Origin of the sequence: Vaginella massiliensis (assembly GCF_900089075.1) — a bacterium.
Classification (GTDB): domain Bacteria; phylum Bacteroidota; class Bacteroidia; order Flavobacteriales; family Weeksellaceae; genus Weeksella; species Weeksella massiliensis_A.
Genome location: NZ_LT593747.1, coordinates 791,627 through 817,357, shown reverse-complemented (window position 1 = coordinate 817,357; position 25,731 = coordinate 791,627). Strand labels below are relative to the sequence as shown.

Genomic DNA, 25,731 nt, shown 5'->3' with positions numbered 1-25,731 from the left:
TATATGAAACGTATCATAAATAATATAGTTTTTAGCGTTCTTGTCCTCGTTGCATTCTTTGCTTTCAACGCCTGTACAAATAATCATAAAGAGGGCGATGGGCATAATCACGGAACGGAAGCAGAAACAACAACGGACGAACACGAAGAAGAAGAAGAAAATGTTGCAGTGCTGACCGATGAGCAGATGAAAGCGGTGGGTATTGAAATCGGTTCAATTGAACAGAAGCAATTATCCGCAACATTGAAAGCCAATGGAGCATTAAGAGTTCCCAACAGCAGCAAGGCGAATGCAACCTCGTTGTTTGGTGGTGTTATCAAATCCCTTAATGTGGAGATAGGCGATTTCGTAAGGAAAGGTCAGGTTATCGCTACTATTTCCAATCCGCAATTCATACAATTGCAGGAAGAATACCTAAGCATCAATAGCCGGATAGAATTTGCAGAGCAGGAAGTGGCAAGACAAAGAGAGCTGAACGAGGGAAATGCAGGTGCAAAGAAAAACCTGCAAAGTGCCACTACCGAATTGAACACGTTGAGAACACGAAAAGCATCGTTACAACAACAAATCCAAATGATGGGCATTAATCCGGCTTCCCTGTCAAATTCCAATCTTAAATCCTCGTTGGTCGTTACAAGTCCGATAAGCGGTACTGTGAGCAATGTTTTTGCCAAAATCGGAAGCTATGTAGATGTGTCATCGCCTATTGCTGAAATCATAGAAAACACAGCCCTGCACTTGGACTTACAGGTGTATGAAAAGGATATTCCTTTAATCAAAATAGGTCAGAAAATAGATTTTGTAGTAACCAACAATCCCAATAAGACTTATTCTGCCGAAGTTTATAGTATCGGCTCATCCTTTAGCGGAGAGAGTAAAACTATTGCTGTTCACAGCAAGATTACAGGAGATAAAGCAGGATTGATTGACGGAATGAGTATAACCGGAATGGTAAGTTTAGATGATGTATTAAGTACGGCTGTACCCAACGATGCTATTGTCAATGCAGACGGAAAGTATTACATCTTTTTGGTCAAGGAGCGGGAAGAAGAAGCTCACGACCATAAAGAGGGCGAAGCTCACGACCATAACCACGGTTCTGAAAAAGGAACTCAATTTGTAAGAATGGAAGTCGTTAAAGGTGCTACGCAATTGAGTTATACGGCAATTACACCTGTAAGTGAAATTCCGCACGGTGCGCATATCGTGGTAAAAGGCGCGTTTTTTGTGAATGCAAAAATGGATGATTCGGGAGAACACGCCCACGCTCACTAAAAAACATTGGATAATGAAAAAAAACATTGAACAGAAGCTGTTGTCAAAGAACACCAATCCGACAAGTATGCGGATATTGGTGTACGACTTCTTGGAGCAACAGCAGACAGCAATGTCCTTATCTGAAATTGAGAGCCATTTTTATAAAGCAGACAGGGTTACGATTTACAGGACTTTGAAAACTTTTGAAGAAAAAGGCATTGTACACAGTATTCAGGAGAACACTACGGTCAAGTATATTCTGTGCCACGATGGGTGTGATGAAAATACACACAAGGATTGGCACTTACATTTCTATTGTAAGATTTGTAAGCAGACAACCTGTAAGGAGGATTTTATAATACCGCAGAATGGAAGTCAGAATTACCGTATCGACGAACTAAAATTATTTGGTAAGGGAATTTGTGAAAACTGTTTAAAGGAGAGTTTGCAATAGCATTGCAGGCTCTCCCTGTGTAACTTTGTTATAAATATAAATGTGTTATGGACACCTATCTTAAAGAAACAAAAATCCTTGACTACTCCAATGCTTCCATACAAAAGCTATTGGAGCAGAGAGGGTGGGAAAACTTGGACACCGTTGCCAAAGTTCAAGCCATTTACAATTTTGTACGGGACGAAATAAAGTTTGGCTATAATGTTTCTGATTATATTTCCGCATCGCAGGTGCTGAATGACGGGTACGGACAATGCAACACAAAAGCCACTTTATTAATGGCTTTGTTAAGAGCAACAGATGTACCTAACCGTATTCACGGCTTTACCATTGACAAGGCATTGCAGAAAGGAGCTATTACAGGTATTTGGTACAGACTATCGCCTAAGAATATCTTGCATAGCTGGGTTGAAGTTTGGGTAAACGAGCAATGGTATTTTTTGGAGGGCGTGATTTTGGATAAACCGTACCTCACTAAATTACAGGAACAGAACAGTGATTGCAAGACCACTTTTTGCGGTTTCGGGGTTTATACCGATAATTTTGAGAACCCGCCGATTGAATGGAACCTCAATAATACATTTATTCAGGATAAAGGCATCAATCGGGACTTTGGCGTTTTTGATACACCCGATGCGTTTTATGCAAAACATCAACAAGAACTGAACGCTTTCAAGAAGTTTTATTTTTCAGCATATCGTGAGGCATATAATGAATAATAATGTAGAAAGAATAAGAAATAAAAAAGTGTAACGAACCTAAAAAATTAAAGGCTATGATAAATACAGACAAAAATCACAAGCATACTTACGATGCACAAGGCAAAATGACTTGTTGCACACAGGAAGAAAAAATCTACACCAAAGCAGGTGCTAAGGAATTGGTAAAAGGGCATCACAAAAATGACGGGCATAATCACGACCACAGTGATGATGACGGACACGACCATTCGCATTCAGGAGATACTGACAATGTTTTCAAGATGTTTCTTCCCGTCATTATTTCCCTTGCGCTGTTGCTTGCAGGTATTGCAATGGATAATTGGTTTCCGCAGACGTGGTTTACCGATTGGGTACGGATTATTTGGTACGTGGTGGCTTATGCTCCTGTTGGACTGCCCGTACTCAAAGAAGCCGTTGAGAGTATTCGCAAAGGCGAGATTTTCTCGGAGTTCTTTTTGATGGGCATTGCAACTATCGGGGCATTTGCCATTGGCGAATATCCCGAGGGCGTTGCGGTAATGTTGTTCTATGCCGTTGGCGAAGTTTTTCAGACAATGGCTGTTTCGAGGGCAAAATCAAACATCAAATCTTTGCTTGACCAAAGACCCGATGAAGTAACCGTTTTAAAAAACAATGAACCGCAAACCGTAAAGGCAGAAACTGTTGCCGTTGGCGAAATTATACAGCTTAAACCGGGAGAAAAATTAGGCTTAGACGGAGAACTGTTGTCCGAAACGGCATCTTTCAATACATCGGCTTTAACAGGCGAAAGCAAACCAGATACAAAAAACAAAGGCGAAACCGTTTTGGCAGGGATGATTAATCTCAACACCGTATCGCAGGTAAAAGTTACGACCGCATACACCGACAGTAAGTTGAGCAAGATTTTGGAATTGGTACAAAATGCCACTACACAAAAAGCACCAACGGAATTATTTATCCGGAAATTTGCAAAAATCTATACGCCTATTGTAGTGCTGTTAGCCATAGCTATTTGCCTACTGCCTTATTTCTTTGTAGAAAATTATGAGTTTAGAGATTGGCTGTACAGGGCTTTGGTATTTCTGGTTATTTCTTGTCCTTGTGCGTTGGTTATTTCCATTCCGTTAGGTTATTTCGGTGGTATTGGTGCTGCAAGCAAAAACGGAATACTGTTTAAAGGGAGTAACTTTTTAGATGCTCTTTCCGATATCCAAAACGTAGTGATGGATAAGACAGGCACAATGACAGAGGGCGTTTTTAAGGTTCAGGAAGTCAATTTCAATCCTGAATTTGATAAAGCCGAAATTCTGGAATTAGTTAACATTTTGGAAAGCAATAGCACACATCCCGTAGCGACCGCTATTCACGAATACGTGGGGAAACCGAATAATGAAATCCAATTGGAAAATACGGAGGAAATCGCCGGACACGGTTTGAAATCAACTGTAAACGGTAAGGATTTATTGGTCGGGAATTTCAAACTGATGGATAAGTTCGGCATACCATACGACTTAGACCCGAACAGCATCGTTTATACAACTATCGCCGTTGCTTACGACAGCAAATTTGTCGGTTACATCACGATTGCCGACAGTATCAAAGAAGATGCACAGGAAACCATAACCCTACTGCATAAGCTCAATGTTAATGCAACGATGCTTAGCGGAGATAAAAGTACCGTTGTGAAATATGTAGCGGAGCAGTTGGGGATAGACAATGCCTTTGGAGATTTATTGCCCGAAGACAAAGTAAACAGAGTTAAAGACATCAAAGCCAAAGGCGAAAGCGTTGCTTTTGTGGGCGATGGTGTAAACGATGCTCCTGTTGTGGCATTGAGCGACGTAGGTATCGCAATGGGTGGATTAGGGAGTGATGCCACTATCGAAACCGCAGATGTGGTCATACAGGACGATAAGCCAAGTAAAATACCTATGGCAATCAACATCGGTAAACAGACAAAGAAAATCGTTTGGCAAAATATCGGTTTGGCTTTCGGTGTCAAAGCTATTGTACTCGTACTTGGAGCAGGTGGATTGGCGACAATGTGGGAAGCTGTTTTTGCGGATGTTGGCGTAGCGTTATTGGCAATTTTAAATGCGGTAAGAATACAGCGAATGAAGTTTTAAACAACGTTCAGTTCAACTTAAATCGTAAATTTGTGCATTAGTTTGATATGAATATAAATGTGAGTAAGGAATGAATATACTCTTTATAAAAAATATGGTTTGCAACCGCTGTATTATGGTGGTACAAAATGAATTGGACAAGTTGGGTTTAAACGTAAAGAACATAAAACTTGGAGAAGTAGTACTTAGCAAAGAACCTACAGCCGAAGAAAAAAATAAATTGGATAAAGCCTTAGTTTTATTAGGGTTTGAACTCATTGATGATAAGAAAAGTAGAATTATCGAAAAAATAAAGAATATAATTATTGAGTTGGTTCATCATCAAAACAACGATGCCAAAACCAATCTTTCAGATGTGTTAAGTAGTCAATTACACCACGATTATAATTATTTATCCAACCTGTTTTCGGAGATAGAGGGTACTACCATTGAAAAATACTTTATAGCCCAAAAAATAGAAAAGGTAAAAGAGCTATTGGTATATGATGAACTGTCTTTGAGTGAAATTGCTTTTCGTCTGAACTATTCGAGTGTAGCTTATTTAAGCAACCAATTCAAAAAAGTAACAGGACTGACACCGAGCTATTTCAAGCAAATACGGGATGATAAAAGAAAACCTTTGGATAAGGTCTAAGTAAATCTTACAAATCCATTCCATAATTCCACAATAATTCCCATCCATATTATCGCCAATTTTGTATTGTTAATTAAAGCAAGCGAAAATGGCAACAAATAAAAATAAAGAAATCATCTATCTTCCGTTGGAAGATGTAGAAAGCGAGCATTGTGCATTAATCGTTGAAAAAGGATTGGCACAGGTAAAAGGCATAGAAACCCACAAAGTAGAACTGAATAACCGCAGGGCAGCCATTACAGTAAATAATACAGAAGTTGTAGGCGAAGCGGTAAAAGTAATTAAAGATTTGGGTTATGGCGTTTCTACTGTAAAAAACACCTTTCCTGTTTTGGGTATGACCTGTGCTTCTTGTGCGGGCAGTGCTGAAAGCATCGTTAAATACGAACCAGGTGTAGTAAACGCTTCTGTAAACTTTGCCACGGGAAATCTTACCGTTGAGTACCTGCCCAATATAACTGATGCTTCAAAATTGCAAAAGGCGATACAGTCCATCGGTTACGATTTGTTGATTGAAGATGAAACTAATCAGCAGGAAACGCTTGAAGCCATCCACACTCAAAAGTTTCAAAAACTAAAAACTAAAACCATTTGGGCGGTTATACTTTCTCTTCCGGTAGTAGTGATAGGTATGTTATTTATGGATATACCTTATGCCAATCTAATTATGTGGGTATTTTCTACACCTGTTGTATTGTGGTTGGGCAGGGATTTTTTTATCAATGCCTGGAAGCAGACAAAACATCGTTCAGCCAATATGGATACATTGGTAGCATTGAGTACAGGTATCGCCTATCTGTTCAGTGTATTCAATATGTTGTTTGCCGACTTTTGGCATCAAAGAGGATTACACGCCCACGTATATTTTGAAGCAGCGGCTGTTATTATTGCATTCATTCTGTTAGGGAAGCTGTTGGAAGAAAAAGCCAAAGGCAATACATCTTCAGCTATTAAAAAGTTAATGGGGTTGCAGCCGAAAACCGTCATCGTGATACAAACGGACGGAACGGAAAAACAGACCGCTATTGAGGATGTAAACGCAGGCGATGTTATTCTTGTAAAGCCGGGCGAAAAAATTGCGGTGGACGGTATGGTAACTTCAGGCAATTCTTACGTGGATGAAAGTATGTTGAGCGGAGAACCTGTACCTGTATTGAAAAAAGAAAACGAAAAAGTATTTGCAGGAACGATTAACCAAAAAGGAAGTTTCCAATTTAAAGCCGTTAAGGTAGGCAAAGAAACAATGCTTGCTCATATCATCAAAATGGTGCAGGACGCACAGGGAAGCAAGGCTCCCGTACAAAAGTTGGTAGATAAGATTGCTGGTATTTTTGTTCCGGTTGTGATAGGTATCGCTATCCTTACATTTATATTATGGTTCATCTTGGGTGGCGATAATGGGGTTGTTCAGGGTCTATTGGCAGCAGTTACGGTATTGGTTATTGCCTGTCCTTGTGCTTTGGGATTGGCGACACCTACGGCTATAATGGTTGGAGTTGGTAAAGGTGCTGAAAACGGTATTTTGATAAAAGATGCCGAAAGTTTGGAATTAGCGAAAAAAGTTGATGCCATTATTTTAGATAAAACAGGAACAATTACCGAGGGAAGACCAGAGGTAACAGGCGTTCAATGGCTGAATAATGATGATGCGACCAAAGACATTTTATTAAGCATTGAAAAGCAATCCGAACACCCATTGGCAGAAGCGGTGGTAAAACACTTGGATGGAGCAACAACCACAACTTTAACACAATTTGACAGTATCACAGGTAAAGGAGCAAAAGCCAATCATAATAACGAAACCTATTTTGTAGGCAATAAAAAACTATTGAGAGAAAACAACATCAGTATTGCGGAACAATTACAAAATCAAACTGATGAATGGGGCAAACAATCGAAAACTGTTATTTGGTTTGCCGACAGCAAACAGGCACTTTCCGTATTAGCCATATCAGACAAGATTAAAGAAACATCTGTACAGGCTATCAAAGAAATGCAGGATATGGGCATCGACCTGTATATGCTAACCGGAGATAATGAAGCTACTGCCAAAGCCATTGCAGAGCAAACAGGCATTAAGCATTACAAAGCAGAAGTATTGCCACAGCACAAAGCCGATTTTGTAAAAGAGTTACAAAGTAAAGGTAAAGTAGTGGCAATGGTTGGGGACGGTATCAATGACAGTACCGCTTTGGCAACAGCCGATGTGAGTATAGCAATGGGCAAAGGTTCGGACATTGCAATGGACGTCGCCAAAATGACCATCATTTCGTCCGACCTGACCAAGATACCGCAGGCAATACGCTTGTCCAAACAGACCGTAGCCACCATCAAGCAAAACCTGTTCTGGGCGTTTATCTACAACGTAATCGGCATTCCGGTAGCGGCAGGCATCCTTTACCCTGTTAACGGCTTCCTGCTCAACCCGATGATTGCGGGTGCGGCAATGGCATTGAGCAGCGTGAGCGTGGTCAGTAACAGCCTGCGGTTGAAGTGGAAGAAATAAAACAGTAAATCAAACAAGAAATTACACAACAATAACTAACTGAATAGTACGGAAATTTGCATTATCAGATAACTCTAAAATTTGTAAACAATGGAAAATAAACAATTTCAATTCAAGACGAACATCAATTGCGGCGGTTGTATCGCATCTGTAAAGCCGCACTTGGACAAGGCAGAGGGCATCTGCCATTGGGAAGTGGACACGGCCAACAAGGACAAGGTACTTACCGTGAAGTCCGAGGGCATTACCGAGCAGGAAGTAATATCGACCGTGCAAAAGGCAGGCTTCAAAATAGAACCTTTGGATGCCTAAGCCAGCACCTTTTTGAAATGCCCTTTTTCCGGCCAATTTTTTATTGTGGTTGGCGAAAAAGGGTATTTTGTAAATCCTGGAAAAGTGGATAGGTGGTTTTGCTCAGATAAGCAAAAAAATCTTAAAAATCACATAAAAAACCAATCTAATTTGTAACTTTGTTGCGTTGAAAAATTATAGAGTACATATAGGCATTTTGACATTGTTCTGTTTGGTTTTCTTTTTGACACCAACGCTGACCTACGCTTGTGGCAAATCTCACACACAAACTGAAAAATCTTGTTACGACAAAAAAATTTCACAGACAGACAAAAATGACTGTTGCAAAAATAAAAGTTCGCATAACCAAAAAGACAATGACGATTGTGGGGGCAAATGCGGACATTCATCTTGCCATTACCCTACAGTTAGTTTTAGCCTTATTCCTTCTACACCTGAACTCAAATACAACTTATTAATTGTTGCTCAAAAACAATTCTTTCTTTATTCAGACCCATACATTTCTTCGGGTTATCACTCCATTTGGCAACCGCCTAAAATAAGCTAATTTCTTACCTTGACAGCCATAGCTGTGTCCTATTGAAAGCGATTTAAAGGCTTTCAAAGTTTAAGTAATTTAGTAATCTAAAATTTTAAAAATGAAATCATTAAAATATATAATGACTGCATTGGTAATGTTGTCATTCGGAATGAGCAACGCTCAAATTAAAAACGCCAAAACCGAAACCGTAAAAATTTACGGAAACTGCGGAATGTGTGAAACCACCATAGAAAATGCAGGAAATGTAAAGAAAGTAGCCCAAGTGGATTGGAACAAAGACACAAAAATGGCTACCATTACCTACGATGTCAAAAAGACGAACCAGGACGAAATCCTGAAACGTATCGCTTTAGCTGGCTATGACAGCAATAAATTCCTTGCACCCGATGATCTGTATGCAAAGCTGCCTGAATGTTGCCTGTACGAACGGGTGAACAAACCAGTTGCTAAAACAGAATCGAAAACGGAAACACACGACCATTCCAGTCATACCGCATCTACAGAAATGCAGGAAGCAAACCAACTGAAATCTGTTTTTAACAACTATTTTTCGGTAAAAGATGCCTTGGTAAAATCTGACGGAAACACCACTTCCACTAAAGCGAAAGACTTGCTAACCGCTCTTGACGCTGTGCAAATGAATAAACTATCAAACGAGGAACATACGGTTTGGATGAAAGTAATGAAAGACCTTGCCTTTGATGCCGGACACATTGCTGAAACCAAAGATGTGGCACATCAGCGAGACCATTTTATGAGCCTTTCAAAAAATATGTACGAACTGATAAAAGTTTCAAATCAGGAAACGCCTGTTTATTATCAACATTGCCCAATGGCGAACAAAGGCAAAGGAGCAAATTGGTTGAGCAAAGAAAATGCGATTAAAAACCCTTATTACGGTTCACAAATGCTAACGTGTGGTAGTACAGTTGAAACTATAAAGTAACCAACAAAGCAATGAAGTGGTAAAGTCCATTTCATTGCTTTTCAAAAGTTAAAAGAATATGAAAAAATATACCTGTCCGATGCACTTACAAGTGATAAAGGACAAACCAGGGAAATGTCCACTTTGCGGAATGGATTTAGTTCCAATGAGTGGAGCAAAAAATGAAGCTCACAGCCATCACGGACACCACCATCATCACGACCACAAAGAACATTCCACACATAGCGACGAACATAACCATCATCATTCCGATAGTGGTTACGATAAACACGAAGGACATCATACCCACGATTTCCTCAAACGTTTTTGGGTAAGTTTAATCATTACCGTTCCCATTTTGCTGTTATCTGAAATGATACAGGAATGGTTCGGTTTTACTATCGCTTTTCCGGGAGATAAATATGTATTGCTGACATTGGGAACTATTATTTACATCTATGGCGGAATGCCTTTCCTGAAAGGAATGGTAGGCGAAATCAAAGCCAAAGCTATTGGGATGATGACATTGGTGGCAATCGCTATTTCAGTCGCTTACATCTATTCGGTTGCCGTCGTTTTTGGTCTGCCGGGAATGGACTTCTTTTGGGAGTTGGCAACCCTTATCGTGATTATGCTTTTGGGACATTGGTTAGAAATGCGTTCTACAATGGCAGCTTCAAGAGCTTTGCAGTCATTGGTGGCACTTTTGCCAAACGATGTTACGGTGGAACGAAATGGTGAAACCATAAAAATAAAACTCGAAGACCTAAAAAACGGTGAAACCATTATCATCAAACCCGGTGAAAAAATTCCTGCCGATGGAACGATTGTAGATGGCGTTTCTTATGTAAACGAAAGTATGCTTACGGGCGAAAGTGTTCCTGTAAAAAAAGAAAAAGATGGAAAAGTAATTGCAGGTTCTATCAATGGTGAAGGTGCGTTAAGAGTTACGGCAACAGGAGTAGGCAAAGACAGTTACCTCAATAAGGTTATCAATCTAGTTCAGGATGCACAGGCAGCAAAATCGAATACGTAAAACCTTGCCGATAAAGTAGCTAAATGGCTCACCTTTCTTGCTATTGTAGTAGGCATAATCATTTTTATTTATTGGTTCAGCAGTAGTGGAGATATTGCGTTTGCATTGGAAAGAATGGTTACGGTAATGGTTACGGCTTGTCCCCACGCTTTGGGTGTGGCTATTCCGTTGGTGGTTGCCATTTCTACAACGCTTTCGGCTACCAATGGTTTGCTCATTCGCAATCGTACCGCATTTGAAACTACCCGAAAACTATCTACCATTATTTTTGACAAGACAAGAACGCTTACCAAAGGCTCTCACGCAGTAGAAAAAGTGATCCCACTTACTGATAAATATTCTGCTGATGAAATGATACAATATGCAGCAGCCGTTCAGCAATATTCCGAACACCACATTGCAAAAGGTATTTTGAAAACGCTGGCAGATAGAAACCTTGAACTATGGAAGTCGGAGAATTTCAGCTATATGGCTGGCATAGGTGTCAAAGCAGTAGTAAACGGAAAGGAAATAGTAGCGGCAGGACCTAATTATTTCAAACAAAATAATCTTACAGAGCCTGAAACGCCCAAAGAAATCAATCAAAACATTGAAACAGTCAACTATGTTTTTATTGATAATGAAGTTATCGGTATTATCACGTTGGCAGACAGCATTCGTGAGGGTTCGCAAGAAGCCATTGATGAGTTAAGAAAAATGAACATCAAATCCATTTTGCTTACAGGCGACAATGAAAAAATTGCAAAAGCGGTTTCTGAACAATTGGGAATGGACGGTTATATCGCCAACGTACTGCCTCACGAAAAGCAGGAAAAAGTCAAGCAATATCAAGCCAAAGGTGAAGTGGTTGCGATGACTGGCGATGGTGTAAATGATGCACCCGCACTGGCACAAGCAGATGTAGGTATTGCAGTTGGTTCGGGTACGGATGTAGCAGCCGAAACAGCCGACATTATTCTAGTAAACAGCGACCCGAGAGATGTGGTAAAGATGATTGACTTCGGAAAACGGACATATAAAAAAATGGTTCAAAACCTGCTTTGGGCAGTTGGTTACAATGTGATAGCCATACCACTTGCAGCAGGCGTGCTTTATCCGAGTTTCGTTTTAAGTCCCGCTATGGGTGCTGTGCTGATGAGTGTAAGCACCATTGTAGTGGCTATTAACGCAAGTTTTTTAAAAATCAAATAATAAATAAAAATGAAAAATCTAACATTATCAATCATTGCTGTTATCATGGCATTTGTAACAGTATCATGCAATCAGGCATCCAACAAAAACGAGCAGTCTTCAAGTGATACTGCTGTTGTATCACAAGAACAGTCAGCTTCCCAACCAAAAGAGGATGATACGGTAGCTGCGCCCGTTGTGAGTGAAACTCCGAGCGGTCAGGAAGCAAAAGCAACAGGAAAAGAAGAAGCAAAAAACTTTTCTATTGCGCCCATAGTTACCGATTATCTGTCCTTAAAGAACGCCCTTGTTTCGGACGATGACAAAGCTGCCGCCAGTTCAGGGAAAAAGCTGTTAGCTACCCTGAATAAAGTGGACATGAAAGCCGTTCCTGCCGATAAGCACAAAAAGTACATGGACATAGCGGACGATGCTAAAGAACACGCAGAACATATCGGGGAAAATGTCGGCAACATCCACCACCAGCGGGAACATTTGGCCTCGCTTGGCGAAGATTTGAAAGACCTGATTGATTTGTTCGGTACATCGCAAACATTGTATCAGGACCATTGCCCGATGTTCAATGACGGTAAGGGTGCTGTTTGGTTCAGCGAAAACAAGGAAATCAAAAACCCTTACTACGGTTCTAAAATGCTGACCTGCGGTAAGGTGGAAAAAACAATTAACAGCAAATAAATTTCGGGTTATGGAAAATATGCAAAACAATCACAATGCGGGTCATGCCTCGGAGCATGGCACGCACAATCCAAAACATGCTTCGGGCATGTACAAACGCTTTGCGGTGATGGCTGTCGCCATGTTCGCAGTGATGTATTTTATCATGTACGCCATGATTGACGAGTGGCAGAACCTGATACCCAATATCAATAACCTGTACATGACCCTGCTGATGACCTCGGCAATGCTGCTTATCGAATTAGCGATAATGAAAGTGATGTACCCCAACAGGAAGATGAATTGGGCGATAGCCATCATCTCGGTTGCCGTTGGCATCTTTTCATGGTTTGGTATCAGGGAACAAATCAATGTCGGGGACAAGCAGTTTGCAAAGGGTATGGTACCCCATCACGCAGCAGCCATATTGATGTCCGAAAAGGCACACCTGACCGACCCGGAACTGATAGAGCTGCAAAAAAACATACTTAAAACCCAAGCGGAAGAAATTGAACTGATGAAGCGCAAGCTAAAAGAGTTTGAAGAAAGTAAATAATAAAATTAAAAAAACAGTTTCGACATGAGCAAAATAATAATCGGCTTTATTTCCTTATCAGCCCTGCTATTCACCGCTTGCGGACAGGTAGGGTCAAATAAGGATGAAGCGACACAGCATTCGCAGGCAACTCCGGAAAGCCACGGGCATAGTAACCAAATAGGTGAATTGGTTCCATCGGATGAAGTCTGCATGGTAAACGATGCCTATATGGGCAAAAGGCAGTTTGAAGTAAAATTTGATGGTAAAACCTATTACGGATGTTGCGAAATGTGTAAGGAACGTATTCCAAAAGATGCGACCGTGCGGATAGCGATAGACCCCTATTCCCATAAGCAGGTAGACAAAGCTAATGCGGTGATTGCTGTGACAGGGAATAACGGTGAAGTTTCTTATTTTGAAAACAAGGAGAATTATGCCAAGTATGTGAAAAAACAGTAGACACAAAAAGATGAAGCCACAATAAAATAATTATGACCATAAAGAAGAAAATCATATTGGGGCTGGCTGTCGTCCTGATTGCCATACAGTTCTTTCAGCCCTTACGGAACCAGGCGGTTGAAGTGCCAGCCACCCATATCGAAAGGGTGTACGCCGTACCCCAAAATGTAAAGGCTATCCTTGTTCAGTCCTGTTATGACTGCCATAGCAACAATACCCATTATCCGTGGTACAGCCGTATCCAGCCCGGCGCATGGTACATGGCAGAGCATATAAAAAAGGGGAAAGAGGAACTCAACTTTAGCGAATTTGGCGACTATTCTATCCGCAGGCAGCGAAACAAGTTCAGGGCTATGGCCGGGCAGGTTAAGGACGGGGAAATGCCGTTGTCATCATACACACTAATTCATCGCAATGCAGTATTGTCACCGGAGGATAAGCAGGTTTTGATAGCGTGGTTTAGCACAATGGAAGACAGCATTAAATAAAATTTTTCAAATCATGAACAGATATAATAAAATACCTATAAGAATTTTGCAAACAGTGCTGATACTGCTTTGCACACAAACATTATTCGCACAAAAAGTAGTGCGATACGATTTATATGTAAAAGACACATTGGTAAACTATGCCGGGAAAGAAAAAAGAGCCATTGCAGTAAACGGTCAAATTCCGATGCCAACGCTCACTTTTACAGAGGGCGATACTGCTGAAATTGTGGTGCACAATCAGCTAAAAGAAAGTACATCACTACATTGGCACGGGGTTTATTTGCCCAACCAGGAAGATGGCGTTCCGCTTCTAACACAAATGCCGATAGAACCAAACACCACACACGTGTACCGATTCCCGGTGATACAAAACGGAACCCACTGGTACCACAGCCACAGCGGATACCAAGAACAAATTGGGATGTATGGATCACTCATTTTCAATAAAAAAGAAAATGATGTCTCTTTCAGAAAAGGCATAGATGATCTGCCTACCATTCCAGTAATTATCAGCGAATGGACGGATTACAAACCTGAAAACATCCAAAGAATGTTAAGCAATGCCACCGATTGGTTTGCCATAAAAAAGGGTGCTACACAAAGTTATGCCGAAGCCATTCGTGAAGGACATTTCAAGACCAAACTCACCAATGAGTGGAAACGGATGCTGGCAATGGATGTGAGCGATGTTTATTATGATAAATTCCTCATAAACGGAGTGCCCGAAAGCCAACTATCACAGTTCAAAGCAGGAGACAAAGTGAGGTTAAAAATATCTAATGCAGGTGCCTCGACTTACTTTTGGCTCACCTATGCGGGTGGTAAAATTACAGTTGTAGCAAATGACGGAAACGATGTAGAGCCTGTAGAAGTAGATCGGCTCATTGTAGCTGTCTCAGAAACCTACGACATTGTCGTCACCATTCCTGAAGAAGGTGTTTCTTATGAACTCTTGGCAACTGCCGAAGACCGTTCGGGTTCTGCTTCGCTCTATGTAGGTTCAGGAGTAAAACAACTCATTACCCCGTTGCCAAAGCTCAAGTACTTTGAAGGAATGAAAATGATGAATGATATGATGAAGATGAATGGCGATATGCACGATATGGGAATGGAAATGAGCCTGCAACAAATGGATATGAATACCGTGATGTACCCTGAAGTTTCTGGGCAAAACGATCATCATCACGGACACTCAAACGCAGAAAATCATCAGCAACACGAAAACCATACGGCCAACACTACTGAACTGGTAACACTCAATTATGGTATGCTGAAAGCGACAGAAAAAACTACACTTGCAAAAGATTTACCAGTTCGTGAAATGCGCTTCGAACTCACTGGAAATATGAACAGATATGTGTGGAGTATGGACAATAAAGTGTTTTCTGAAACGGATAAGATATTGGTAAAAAAGGGTGAAATCCTCCGTATCACCTTGTACAACAACTCGATGATGCGACATCCGATGCACTTACACGGATTTGATTTCCGCGTGTTGAATGAGCACGGCGACTACGCCCCTCTGAAAAATGTCTTAGACATAATGCCGATGGAAACCAACGTGATAGAGTTTGCAGCCAATACCGAAGGTGATTGGTTTTTTCATTGTCACATTCTTTATCATATGATGGCAGGTATGAATCGGGTTTTTAGTGTAGGAGAATTACACAACCCACTACTTCCTAACAAAGAAAAAGCATACAGAATGCTTAAAAGAGAAAGTAATATGCCGTATGTATTTTTAGAAAATGACTTCGCCACCAATGGAAACGACGGTATGTTCAGAGTGCAAAATGCACGTTGGAATCTTACCTCGGAGTGGCGTTTGGGATATTCTGCACAAAAAGGTTATGAAGTAGAAACGCATTTAGGTAGATACATTGGAAAAATGCAATGGTTCATGCCCTTTGTAGGTTTTGATTACCGCTACCGTAAAATGGGAGAAGATGAACACGAAAAGAACATATTTGGACAAACCAACAAGAAAGACACCCGCAGGGCGTTCAGTTTAGGGTTTATGTATACATTGCCTATGCTGGTCAATTTTCAGGCAGAAGTATATCACGACGGTATTGTGAGATTGCAGTTAATGCGTGAAGATATACCAATTTCAAAAAGACTAAGAGGTGGTTTTATGGTGAATACCGACTTAGAGTATATGGGAGAACTTAGGTATATCATTAATAAGAATATAGGTATACGTACCCACTATGATAGCGATATGGGCTTTGGTGTGGGGCTGGCATTGACTTATTAAAATTAAATAACTAAGGGTTGTAAACTGCATAACCGTAAAAAAATATCGGTAAAAAAAAGGAGGTGATGCAGGTGTAATTCGCAAAGACTAACCTGCATCATACTACAACCCTTTAAAGTATGCAACAAAAATCTATCTATCGTTCCATCATCAATACGGTAGAGGTTGAATTTTTTTAAGCAGTAATTGCATCATAAGCTAATACGAACAGTGTTAGCTTTTCTGTATTAACCAATAATATATTACATCAAAATGAAGCGAATGGATAAATTTTACAATGAAACATATCTTAAATTGGAAACTGCAATCCAGGAACTGGAGATTGAAACCGACTGCCCCATAAAAAGAATTGAAGCCGTTATACACCATATCATACAAAGCCTTGCCGACTTAAAGGACTTTGTACTGAAAAATGACTTTAAGAATATGGAAGAAGAAATCCATTTTTTCAAGTATCAGAAACCTGTTATTGTTTCAAAGCTCATCTACTACAATGCCATCTATAAAATCGAAACAAGAAGACCCTACGGGAACAAGCGTACCAAGAAATATTTTACCAAAGAACTGAAAAAGCTAAAAAGGTTCTTTGAAAACAACCTTGATTTTTACAAGTATTACCGCAGCAATAATTCTTTCGTTGACGAAAAATTCTTTGTGCGTGGCAAGCACGATATAAGGCTGTGGTTAGACACATTTTATTTTGAAGCAGACCATCGTTTTTCTACTTCACACGATTATAAGGTTGCCAAGATTATTGCCAATGACCTGATACAAGTTTATTTGGAAGACAGGCTCAATAACATCAATGTGAAAAGGGGGTCGGACAATTCATTGAAATGGACGGCAAGTAAAACGGCACTGACGGAACTCATATATGCACTGTACTCCCACGGTGTATTTAACAATGGGAATACAGACATAAAATTGATAGCTAAAACTTTTGAAGAAGCCTTTAATATTGAGTTAGGCGATTTTTACCACACGTTTATGGAACTGAAAGCCCGTAAGATAAACCGAACCAAATTCCTTGACAGCCTGTGTGAAGCCCTAATAAAAAAAATGGACGAAAAGGACGGTAGGTAGGGTTTGCTATATCTGTACAGCGTAAAAAGGGTTTAATAAAAGCCCTTTTTTCTTGTCCTGTTTTACCAAGTGTAATAATCGGATATTAAAATCCTTTGTATGGTTTTGAGAATAATAAATTTTGTATATTTGCTGTGAGCTAACGGAAACGTGTTGAAAAGCAAAGCAATAAGCACCGTTACCAAATCGTTACTTGACTATCTTTGATAACCCACATAAGAGCCTTGTATTCAACCGAAAAGGCTTTTTCCTGAAAACTTTAAAATAAATATTATTAAAGATCGTTATTTTTATACAATAGGTCTCTTATCAATTATTTGTTTTAAATAGAAATCTAGCGAAGACTTATTTACACAGTCTGACATTACAGTCTGTTTATGAAAAAAAATATCTAACATTAAAATTCTACTTGTTTTTTTATATTTTCTAGAATTTCGACTCCTATCGCTTTTTGTTTTTCAAATGCGCATTCGAGAGAAAAATACTGTCAGATGCAAGAATTAATATCCAATTAACATGAGGAGGTGATTTTATTTTTAAATTGTGACAGAAAAACAATCCTTTTATATGAAATTTCGAGAACTTCATGTACGAAAAGAAGCTATTCGCAGATCGATTTTCATAAAACAGAAAAAACAAATTGTCTATTTTAAAATAGATCAATTTCTAAACATAAAGTATCATCGCGCGTATCAAATAAAATCAACTTAATATCATGAAAACTTTCTTTAGACTTTTTGGAGACTTTTGGGTGTTTGTATTCCCGCTGTTCTTTATAGATATCCCTCCATTTATAGAAACTTCTCCGATCATGGCAATGGTTTATTTTGTTATAGGAGTAGTGGGTTGGTTGGTGTTTATTGGCATCCGTTTTTGGAAAAGCATCATTGTGCCGCGGAAAATGGCAGGGAAAGTAGAAAACATGAGACGGGACGGGAAAAAAGTTGAGGCGAAAATTCTTGAAAAGAAAGTTATTAGCATACAAGGAGATTCGACAGACGAAGAGCTGGAATTTCTCGAAGAGTTTAATGACAAATTTTCTACAAAAGTATCTAACGGAGATCAAGTTCTACATCTTGTCTTTGAGTTTGAAAACCATGTTGGAACAAAAATGACTGGTTCGCTCGAGTTAGTCGACAGCAAACCCAGCCAAAAGAGATTTGAGAAAGGAAACTATTTGTCATTGGTCTTGCCCGTCGATAGTAATGCCGATGTTCCCTACTACTTTGCCGATGGAGAAATCGTAATGAAAACTCCTATTTCTACTTATTTATTCATTGCGTTTTGCTTGTTGTACTGTGTGGTTAGTTTTGTTATAGAATATCATCTATACAGCAATGGAAGAGGATTACGATTTTTGCACATATTCTTTCCTTGGGTAGTATCACCGTATGTAGGGATTTTTGTTTATAAAACGTTCGATTCTGTATTTTCGGGTAGAATTTTCGAACGATTAAACAGTAAAACCCAAAACAAACTGTTGCTCTACGGCAAAAAGGCCATCGGAGATGTTACAGAAGTATCGCAAACGGGTGTGTACATCAACGAGCAACCACAAATGAAATTTAATGTAATCTATACAGACGAACGTGGACAAACGCACCAAGCTTCTTTCAAACAAATTGTAATGCTGAATGACCTCCATAAAACCCAAACAGGAAAATGGGAATTGTTGTATCTCCGGGATGAACCCAAGGTTATCGAACTTCTAAACCCTATTTCCAATAAAGAAAACACCATCAATCTCGACGATTTTTCGAAAGAAGAACTGGCGGAATTGTTGAATGAAATTATCAGTAAAAGGAAGAATAAGGAATAAAAACCATATCAAGGAAAGTTATGCTAAAAAATGAAATAGAATTAGCGGAAAAATACCAACGCTTTATAAAAAAGTGGTCAAAGACAACGAAGTTTATGTCTTGTTCGGAGACGCCGGTGCGAGCGTCCCGCTGGTTGCTGTTGGCATTTAAAAGACACGAACAAGATGCTCGTGCCGGCGGAGGAGCAAGTGTTTCAGTATAAAAAACTAGTCATGCTATTCAAAAAGGATGTGAGTGATGAATTATCAGCCTATACTTTATAGTCATTTTCTCTTTCATAATTGGTATGAAATAATATTTTATATTTTTTCATCCGGCACAACAGACGATTATTATATTCCTAAAAATAGGATTCAAGGTTATGCACATTTGGAAAATATCCCAAATGAATGTGTTTTTCCTAAGATTACTGCGTTATCAGTAGAGTGCGCGGAGTATGACGCTATTGAAAAACTTCCTGAGTGGGTATACCAGTTAGAAAATCTTGAAGCCCTATCAATTCCATGCAGTATGCTAAAAGATGAAAAGTTCATAAACTCTGGGGTGTTTCATCAATTAAAAACCTTGGTTATAAACAGGTTGTTAGGGCTTGAGAATCCCAAAATATTATTAGATGGTGGCCGTTTGGGAAATATTATAAATTTATTTATCAATTTTCCTACATGTGAAATAATAAATACCTCTGCAATGAAAAAAATCAAGTCATTTTCTATGGATTTAGAAGATAACAACATTTTTGATTTGAGTGCTATTGAATTTTTAGGCCACCTTGATTTCTTAAAACTTCAAAATATTCCTGCAAAAGTGACTTTATCCAACCTTTCTGATATTAACTTAAAGGGGTTGGTAATAATCAATTCATTAAATAAGAAACAAAATCTATTGTTATTGATTAATAAGCATAAGTTAAAACATTTGCTCTTAAACAATTGTTTATCAACTTTAGATTTGAAGGATATAGACGACTCTTGTGAGTTAGAAGAGTTGATTATTCAAAACTGTAAGAAAGTTAAGGGATATGAAAATATATCTCAGATAAAAACCTTAAAATATTTGGAATTTTTGAATTGCAAACCTGTTATGACTATAGAGGAAAAAAATAAATTATTGGAAATGAATTTGAATTTTTTTAAAAGTGTTTAATTGGGAGAGGACGCAATAACCCCGCCGGTGCGAGTGTTCCACTGGTTGCCGTTGATATGAAAAATTTTACAAATAAACTCAGCCATCAAAAGCAATACTATGAATCCGTTAGAAATCATTAAAAACTTTATAAAATCCTAAAAAAAAATAATTCAATGAATAAACTAAAAGAGCAGTTTCAAAAATACGGTTTCACCGAAGTATTCGAGGTGCTGGCACCCCAAGCCCGGGCCGCCATTCACATGCTTCCGGGAGAAGTGCAAAGCGATGAACAAACCATAAAAACCGGAGCTTCCAAATTAGGCGGTTGTCCGGATTTGCCCAAAGGGCAGCCTTGGTTAACCAATGAGGAAACGGGAGACCTGATGAGTTTTTTTGCACAAATTAATTTGGCTGAAATTCATCCTTTTGATGCCGGGCATGAACTTCCATCCAGCGGAATGCTTTATTTCTTTTACGATGTCAAATATTTTTCATGGGGATTTGATCCGAAGAACAAGGTCGGCAGCCGCGTATTTTTTTATGAAGGTCCGCAGGAGGCTCTGGAGCGGGTGCCAACCCCGGAAGGAGCCACAGAATATAGAGCTTCATCGCTATCGTTCAAAACCGTTGAGGAAGTTCCCGAAATTTCAAGTCATTTAGCAAATGCAGATATTACGGAAGATCAGGAAGATGATTATTTAGATTTGCTGGATGAGATATCCAACGGCGAAGCGATACACAAATTGTTGGGGCACTCCAATAACATCCAAAACGGTATGGAACTGATGTGCGAATTGGTTCATCATGGCATCTACTGCGGAACTTCTGCGGCATATCGCGACCCCAAAATTAATCAATACCGCGAGCAGGCATCTCGCTGGAAGCTGCTCTGCCAAATTAATACGAGCAACGACCACGGAATCGCTCTTGGCGACGAAGCCTGCCTCTATTTCTGGATAACCGAGGAGGATTTGAAAAACAGACATTTCGAGCGGGCTTGGCAAGTATTACAAAGTTATTAATCTTCATTTTAAAACCAACTCGCAAAAAATTGATTTAGAAATTTCGTATCACAAAATTCATTTAAAAGTGAAATAATAAGCAATCAAAATTATGATTATACTTGAAATTTTAGCCACAATCATAGCAATGATGTTTAAAAGCGTAGTTGGTGTTCCTTTATTATTGTTTTTAATCTTTGTTGCTCCTCATTTTATAATTTCTACATCTTTCAAAAAGAAAATCGCCGCTAAGGCAGGTGCCAGAAACAAAAAAGAGCGAAAGCAATTTTTTGACAAATTTTTTGGTATATCAGGAATGACTTTAGTGTTACTCCCATTTTGCATTCCGTTAGTCTTCATCACAGGCGGAAGAGTTGAGCAATATCTTAGCAACCAATTCGGTACAAAAGTCGAAGCAGTAGTGTATGAAAAATCATATTCGGGTATAACGAGTAATTATGAGGACATAGACAGAAGCTATTTTGTGTTCCCGCTGCCCGATGGCACTTACGCAAAAGCCTCGCTGCTTGATAGCGATATGAAACAAAGGTTATCAGTAGGAGACCGCGTTATGATTAAGTATCTGCCTTATTCGATGAAAATTTATCCTGTGATTAATATAGCGGAATAAAATAAAACACAGACAATAAAATAATGAATTACAACTTATTAAAGGATACAAAACATTAAAAAGGAAAAATTATGAAAACACCAAAAAAATTGATTTAGAAATTTCTTCCCCCGGTAGAGTTCACCGCAGACATTGTGCTGTTTGATTATGAAACCTCACTTAATGAAAACCGTTATTTGCAACAAGAATATGAAAAAATTAAATGAAAAAGAGATGATTAAATTACTCATTGCCAAAGAATCAAATGTTTCCGATTGGGAAAAATTTGTATCTGAAAATGATAGTACCGCCATAGATCGAGATGGCAGAACCTTTTTAATGTCAGCCATTTTAAAAAATAATATTGAATTATCGAAATTTTTAATTAAAAAAGGATATGAAATCAATGCACAAGATAACCAGGGGATGACACCTCTGCATTTTGTTTCTATTCATGGGTTTTACGAATTGGCAATAATATTAGTAGACAATGGTGCTGAATTAGAAATTAAAGATAACTGGGGTAATACACCACTGTGGAGAGCAGCAATGAATAACAGCACTAAAATTATTGAGTTGTTGCTTAAGCATGGTGCGAATATCAATCAAAAAAATAATTCTGGAGTATCGCCTAAAGATTTAATGCAATAAGAATCACCCCGATATCACGGATTAGAAATCCGCGACATCGGGTTCAGGAACGATAGAAAACGGACAAATATTGTGTAGAGTATGTAACTTAGAAAAAAGTAACAAGTAGGTATTAATTATGGATAAGAAGATTTTTTTTAAACTAGAAGTAGTGAATGATTATCCGCCCGTTGACGAAGAAAGTTTATGGGCAAAGGAATTGCAGAATGGCTTATTTGAAATTGATAATATTCCTTTTTATACAAAAGAAGTTTCATTGGGCGACTTAGTATCTACAGTTCGTAAAGATGATGTTTTGTATTTTAAAAAAGTTGAAAAAAATTCTGCCAATAACACACTTCGAGTAATATTTCTGAGGAGCGATGAGTTCGTGGTGACAGTATCTCAATATTTAACTCAGTTGGGGTGTGAAATAGAGAAATTCTCTGAAAAGTTCATGGCGTTATCAGTTGATAACTTGGATGTCTTAGCATCTGTTCTAGAGTATTTAGAGCTTATGAGTGAACAAGGGATTCTTGACTATGAAACTGGAAAACTAAATTTATAAAAAGCCCGATGGCCCGATGTCTCGGATTTGCAAATCCGAGACATCGGGATCCTTTTGATGGCGAAACAGAAGCTCGTTTTGTAATAGACGATGACTTTGGAGGCGAAAAAGACAAACCATTAACAGCAAAATAAAATTTGAACACAAAAAAACAAAAATATGATCAGCATTGAAAAAAACCGTCTTGATGGTATTACTTTAGGACAAAGTAAAGAGGAAATAGAAAAACAAGAGTTTGATAAATCTCAATACCGTTTGGAATTTGAAAAGCAAAAAGGTCGTGAGGTTTTAATAACCGTGTCGGTTCGTGATATACCAAACTTCAAACTTAACGGAAACGAAATCAACTTCAATAATTTAGAGGAGTTCTTAAAGGAAGAAAATCCGCTGGTGGATGATTATATTCTTGTATTCACTAAATACAGATTAACATTGATACCGGATTTTAAAGAGAAGTTATTTGCAGAAGTTTTAATATACGATGAAAGCGTAAAAGACCTTTATGAAGAATTTTATGATGATTATTATTTGAATCTTAAGGAATGACGAGTAAATAAAATTTTACCCCTTAAAGACAGGAAAATATGGTATTTCCATTAGACGAAAAATTCATTACCGACACAGAAAACGAACTCAATGTTTTGTTTCCCAACAACTTCAAAACCAAAATGATACAAGAAAACGGTGGAGAAGTATTTACCGAAGACGACAATTGGCAACTTTATCCGTTTTTCGATCAATCGGATAAGAAGAGAATCAGTCGCACCTGCAACCATATCGGGCTCGAAACCAAACAAGCAAGAGAATGGATAAACTTCCCGGACGATGCCGTTGCCATTGCAGGAAACGGTTGTGGAGACCACTTGGTACTGCTCACTACAGACGGAGGCAAGAAACTTGGCGAAGAAATTTTTATCTGGCATCACGAGACCGGTGAAGTTGAAAAGACCGCCGAAACCATCACCGAACTTCTCGATGATGATTTTGAGGATGAAGATTTTTATTTTTAAGAAAGGATAGCGTATGCAAGAAGCAGCAAAAAAACAACTATTGAAATCAACGGACAGTGAAAAAGAATTGCTGATTTGGGGAATCCCCATTGAAAAAGTAGATGAAATGGCAGCACTGGGAATTCCGCTTGCTGCATCGGGAGACATTGGTATTTTGGAGGTTTTTAATCCGAAGAAGCGACAATATAATCAAAGTGAATTTCTTCGCCATTAATCAGTAAATAAGTTGCTTTTTTGTTTGCTGAAAGTATTTTTTCAACGGTAGCGTTGAAATGAAAAGTAGCCCCTTGTTTTTCAGCAACGGACTTCATTGCCAACACCAATTGGTAAAAACCACCCATGGGATAATGCGTTCCCAAAGCATAGCCACCATAGTTCATCATGCTGTACAATGCCGGAATATTTTTGGGTGAAGCACCCAGAAAAATCACCGGAAATTCCATGAGTGTTCTGAGCTTTTCATTTTTGAAATACTTGGCAACATAGCTTCTGAAATTGCTAAGCAAATCCAGTTTCAAGGCACTTTTGGCTATTTTTGGCGAAACAAATTCTAACCAATTATGGCAAGGTTTGTTTACAAAATCCTGCATGCCTACTTCGTACTTAAACTTGGCGGATTGCATAAATTTTTCCAATTGTCTTCCTGCACCTTTTTCCGTTTTTTCAAACAACGTTTTTAGCTCTTCAATGCTTTCGGGTACGTTCATTTTTTCGTCCGAAAAAATCATTTCAAACTGCGGATTTAAGGAAATCAGTTGTAGAAAATCGGAAGTTTTGTAACCAAAATCTGCAAAAAAATTCTCCATAATATCAGGCATCCAATACCAACTCGGTCCCATGTCAAAAACATAGCCTTCGGTAGTAGAAAATTGCCTTGCTCTTCCTCCAGCTTGCCCATGCTTTTCAAATACGTGAACTTCATTACCAGCCTGAGCCAAATAAGCTGCAGCTGACAAACCTGAAAATCCAGAACCGATTATGGCTATTTTTTTACGCATTAGTTTTTGAATTTTAAAGCCTCATTTAACAAATGTTCCGTTTCAATATTTTTATCATAAATCGGTTGATGAAAATCGTTGAGTTTGTTGAGTAATCGAATGAGTTCCATTTTTTCAGAATGGGTCAAATCTCCAGTGACGATTTCGGTAGCCTTTCTGATTTTACTCATTTGATTTTCCAAAGCCAATAATCCTTTTGAGGTAATGGAAATCACTTTACTTCGTTTGTCTATGAGAGAATTACTTTGCTCAATCCAACCTTGGGAAATCAAGCGATTGATAATCTGCATCCCAACAGGTTTTTCGTGGACATTCTTTTTTATCAACTCCATTTTTGACATTTCACCAAATGCTTTGAGGTTGATGAGGTAAATAAAATCTTCCTGCGTAGAAAAATCAGACCCTAAAATCGCTGATTTAGAATAACTTTTGGCATATCTATTCATGTGCACAATCAACGTATTGATAACACTTTCGGCACTTCGTCCGTTTTCTTTTCCTTCCCAATCAAGCTCACTATCTGTGTGCTGATTACTGGCAGAAATCCAATTTTTAAACCCATCAACAGAATGTTCATATCGACCCTCATTACTGATTTCAAATTCTTGGATCAAATCCCTCACGTCATGCAATAAATTGTAATTCATTTTCCTTAAAATTAGTATAAAAATATACTATTTATTTTTAAGTAAGAATTATTTTATACTTTTTATTTACAATTTAGTATATAATTATACTATTCAGTATGTTTTATGAAGATTATACTTTTTAAGAATTATTAATCTTTTCCAATAACACTAA

At 38.6% G+C, this 25,731-nt stretch carries 27 protein-coding genes and 2 pseudogenes; 27 read left to right on the top strand and 2 right to left on the bottom strand.

The window, feature by feature from the left end; all coding sequences use genetic code 11:
- Positions 1-3 precede the first annotated feature (3 nt).
- The 27 genes and pseudogenes from BN8061_RS11245 to BN8061_RS11125 all read left to right on the top strand — a co-directional run bounded on the left by BN8061_RS11245 (position 4) and on the right by BN8061_RS11125 (position 24,146).
- The gene (locus tag BN8061_RS11245) at positions 4-1,275 is read left to right on the top strand and encodes an efflux RND transporter periplasmic adaptor subunit (RefSeq protein ID WP_068599330.1); all 1,272 of its coding nucleotides are present in this window, start codon (positions 4-6) and stop codon (positions 1,273-1,275) included.
- 13 nt (positions 1,276-1,288) lie between these two features.
- On the top strand, positions 1,289-1,711 hold the full coding sequence (locus BN8061_RS11240) for a Fur family transcriptional regulator (RefSeq protein ID WP_013597180.1): 423 nt from the start codon (positions 1,289-1,291) through the stop codon (positions 1,709-1,711).
- A 47-nt stretch (positions 1,712-1,758) separates the two neighbouring features.
- The gene (locus BN8061_RS11235) at positions 1,759-2,430 is read left to right on the top strand and encodes a transglutaminase-like domain-containing protein (protein WP_235802747.1); all 672 of its coding nucleotides are present in this window, start codon (positions 1,759-1,761) and stop codon (positions 2,428-2,430) included.
- A 56-nt stretch (positions 2,431-2,486) separates the two neighbouring features.
- Positions 2,487-4,541 (top strand): heavy metal translocating P-type ATPase, encoded by a 2,055-nt coding sequence (locus tag BN8061_RS11230; protein WP_068599327.1) that lies wholly within the window; start codon positions 2,487-2,489, stop codon positions 4,539-4,541.
- A 70-nt stretch (positions 4,542-4,611) separates the two neighbouring features.
- On the top strand, positions 4,612-5,175 hold the full coding sequence (locus BN8061_RS11225) for a helix-turn-helix domain-containing protein (protein ID WP_068599326.1): 564 nt from the start codon (positions 4,612-4,614) through the stop codon (positions 5,173-5,175).
- Between the two features lie 88 nt (positions 5,176-5,263).
- Positions 5,264-7,681 carry a heavy metal translocating P-type ATPase gene (locus BN8061_RS11220; RefSeq protein WP_068599324.1) on the top strand — a complete coding sequence of 806 codons (2,418 nt, stop codon included), beginning with the start codon at positions 5,264-5,266 and terminating at the stop codon, positions 7,679-7,681.
- 90 nt (positions 7,682-7,771) lie between these two features.
- Positions 7,772-7,993: a heavy-metal-associated domain-containing protein gene (locus BN8061_RS11215; RefSeq protein ID WP_002981097.1), complete on the top strand. Its 222-nt coding sequence runs from the start codon at positions 7,772-7,774 to the stop codon at positions 7,991-7,993.
- A gap of 166 nt (positions 7,994-8,159) precedes the next feature.
- Positions 8,160-8,540, top strand: a complete 381-nt coding sequence (locus tag BN8061_RS11990) for a hypothetical protein (RefSeq protein ID WP_068599321.1) — start codon at positions 8,160-8,162, stop codon at positions 8,538-8,540.
- A 91-nt stretch (positions 8,541-8,631) separates the two neighbouring features.
- Positions 8,632-9,480, top strand: a complete 849-nt coding sequence (locus BN8061_RS11205) for a DUF3347 domain-containing protein (protein ID WP_068599319.1) — start codon at positions 8,632-8,634, stop codon at positions 9,478-9,480.
- A gap of 58 nt (positions 9,481-9,538) precedes the next feature.
- A pseudogene (locus tag BN8061_RS11200) lies at positions 9,539-11,686 on the top strand (heavy metal translocating P-type ATPase).
- Between the two features lie 9 nt (positions 11,687-11,695).
- Entirely contained in the window at positions 11,696-12,361 is a 666-nt protein-coding gene (locus tag BN8061_RS11195; protein WP_002993266.1) for a DUF3347 domain-containing protein, read from the top strand.
- 10 nt (positions 12,362-12,371) lie between these two features.
- Entirely contained in the window at positions 12,372-12,896 is a 525-nt protein-coding gene (locus tag BN8061_RS11190) for a DUF305 domain-containing protein (RefSeq protein ID WP_068599317.1), read from the top strand.
- Between the two features lie 24 nt (positions 12,897-12,920).
- Complete coding sequence (locus BN8061_RS11185) at positions 12,921-13,337, top strand: hypothetical protein (protein ID WP_068599315.1); 417 nt, start codon at positions 12,921-12,923, stop codon at positions 13,335-13,337.
- A 32-nt stretch (positions 13,338-13,369) separates the two neighbouring features.
- Positions 13,370-13,825: a heme-binding domain-containing protein gene (locus BN8061_RS11180; RefSeq protein WP_068599313.1), complete on the top strand. Its 456-nt coding sequence runs from the start codon at positions 13,370-13,372 to the stop codon at positions 13,823-13,825.
- A 13-nt stretch (positions 13,826-13,838) separates the two neighbouring features.
- Positions 13,839-16,085 (top strand): multicopper oxidase family protein, encoded by a 2,247-nt coding sequence (locus BN8061_RS11175; protein ID WP_068599312.1) that lies wholly within the window; start codon positions 13,839-13,841, stop codon positions 16,083-16,085.
- Positions 16,086-16,346: 261 nt separating this feature from the next.
- Positions 16,347-17,168, top strand: a complete 822-nt coding sequence (locus BN8061_RS11170; protein ID WP_068599635.1) for an RteC domain-containing protein — start codon at positions 16,347-16,349, stop codon at positions 17,166-17,168.
- Between the two features lie 715 nt (positions 17,169-17,883).
- Positions 17,884-18,987 (top strand): hypothetical protein, encoded by a 1,104-nt coding sequence (locus BN8061_RS11165; protein WP_154662316.1) that lies wholly within the window; start codon positions 17,884-17,886, stop codon positions 18,985-18,987.
- Between the two features lie 238 nt (positions 18,988-19,225).
- On the top strand, positions 19,226-20,131 hold the full coding sequence (locus BN8061_RS11160; protein ID WP_068599307.1) for a hypothetical protein: 906 nt from the start codon (positions 19,226-19,228) through the stop codon (positions 20,129-20,131).
- Positions 20,132-20,286: 155 nt separating this feature from the next.
- Positions 20,287-21,135 (top strand): YwqG family protein, encoded by an 849-nt coding sequence (locus tag BN8061_RS11155; RefSeq protein ID WP_094745959.1) that lies wholly within the window; start codon positions 20,287-20,289, stop codon positions 21,133-21,135.
- 91 nt (positions 21,136-21,226) lie between these two features.
- Positions 21,227-21,745: a hypothetical protein gene (locus BN8061_RS11150; protein WP_068599305.1), complete on the top strand. Its 519-nt coding sequence runs from the start codon at positions 21,227-21,229 to the stop codon at positions 21,743-21,745.
- A gap of 189 nt (positions 21,746-21,934) precedes the next feature.
- Positions 21,935-22,375 carry an ankyrin repeat domain-containing protein gene (locus BN8061_RS11145; protein ID WP_068599303.1) on the top strand — a complete coding sequence of 147 codons (441 nt, stop codon included), beginning with the start codon at positions 21,935-21,937 and terminating at the stop codon, positions 22,373-22,375.
- 43 nt (positions 22,376-22,418) lie between these two features.
- Positions 22,419-22,484 (top strand): annotated as a pseudogene (locus BN8061_RS12430) (hypothetical protein); the annotation flags it as partial.
- A gap of 9 nt (positions 22,485-22,493) precedes the next feature.
- Positions 22,494-22,922, top strand: a complete 429-nt coding sequence (locus BN8061_RS11140) for a DUF4265 domain-containing protein (protein WP_068599302.1) — start codon at positions 22,494-22,496, stop codon at positions 22,920-22,922.
- Between the two features lie 8 nt (positions 22,923-22,930).
- On the top strand, positions 22,931-23,056 hold the full coding sequence (locus BN8061_RS12330; RefSeq protein ID WP_262509386.1) for a hypothetical protein: 126 nt from the start codon (positions 22,931-22,933) through the stop codon (positions 23,054-23,056).
- Positions 23,057-23,081: 25 nt separating this feature from the next.
- Positions 23,082-23,468 (top strand): hypothetical protein, encoded by a 387-nt coding sequence (locus BN8061_RS11135; RefSeq protein WP_068599299.1) that lies wholly within the window; start codon positions 23,082-23,084, stop codon positions 23,466-23,468.
- Positions 23,469-23,506: 38 nt separating this feature from the next.
- Complete coding sequence (locus tag BN8061_RS11130) at positions 23,507-23,932, top strand: SMI1/KNR4 family protein (protein WP_068599297.1); 426 nt, start codon at positions 23,507-23,509, stop codon at positions 23,930-23,932.
- 13 nt (positions 23,933-23,945) lie between these two features.
- Entirely contained in the window at positions 23,946-24,146 is a 201-nt protein-coding gene (locus tag BN8061_RS11125) for a GAF domain-containing protein (protein ID WP_068599295.1), read from the top strand.
- Here the strand turns inward: BN8061_RS11125 and BN8061_RS11120 are convergent.
- Positions 24,097-24,930, bottom strand: a complete 834-nt coding sequence (locus BN8061_RS11120) for a phytoene desaturase family protein (protein ID WP_235802746.1) — start codon at positions 24,928-24,930, stop codon at positions 24,097-24,099. The genes BN8061_RS11125 and BN8061_RS11120 overlap by 50 nt on opposite strands.
- A complete protein-coding gene (locus tag BN8061_RS11115; RefSeq protein WP_068599293.1) occupies positions 24,930-25,577 on the bottom strand; it encodes a MarR family winged helix-turn-helix transcriptional regulator in 648 nt (215 codons plus the stop codon). The genes BN8061_RS11120 and BN8061_RS11115 overlap by 1 nt, the downstream gene beginning before the upstream one ends.
- Positions 25,578-25,731 lie beyond the last annotated feature (154 nt).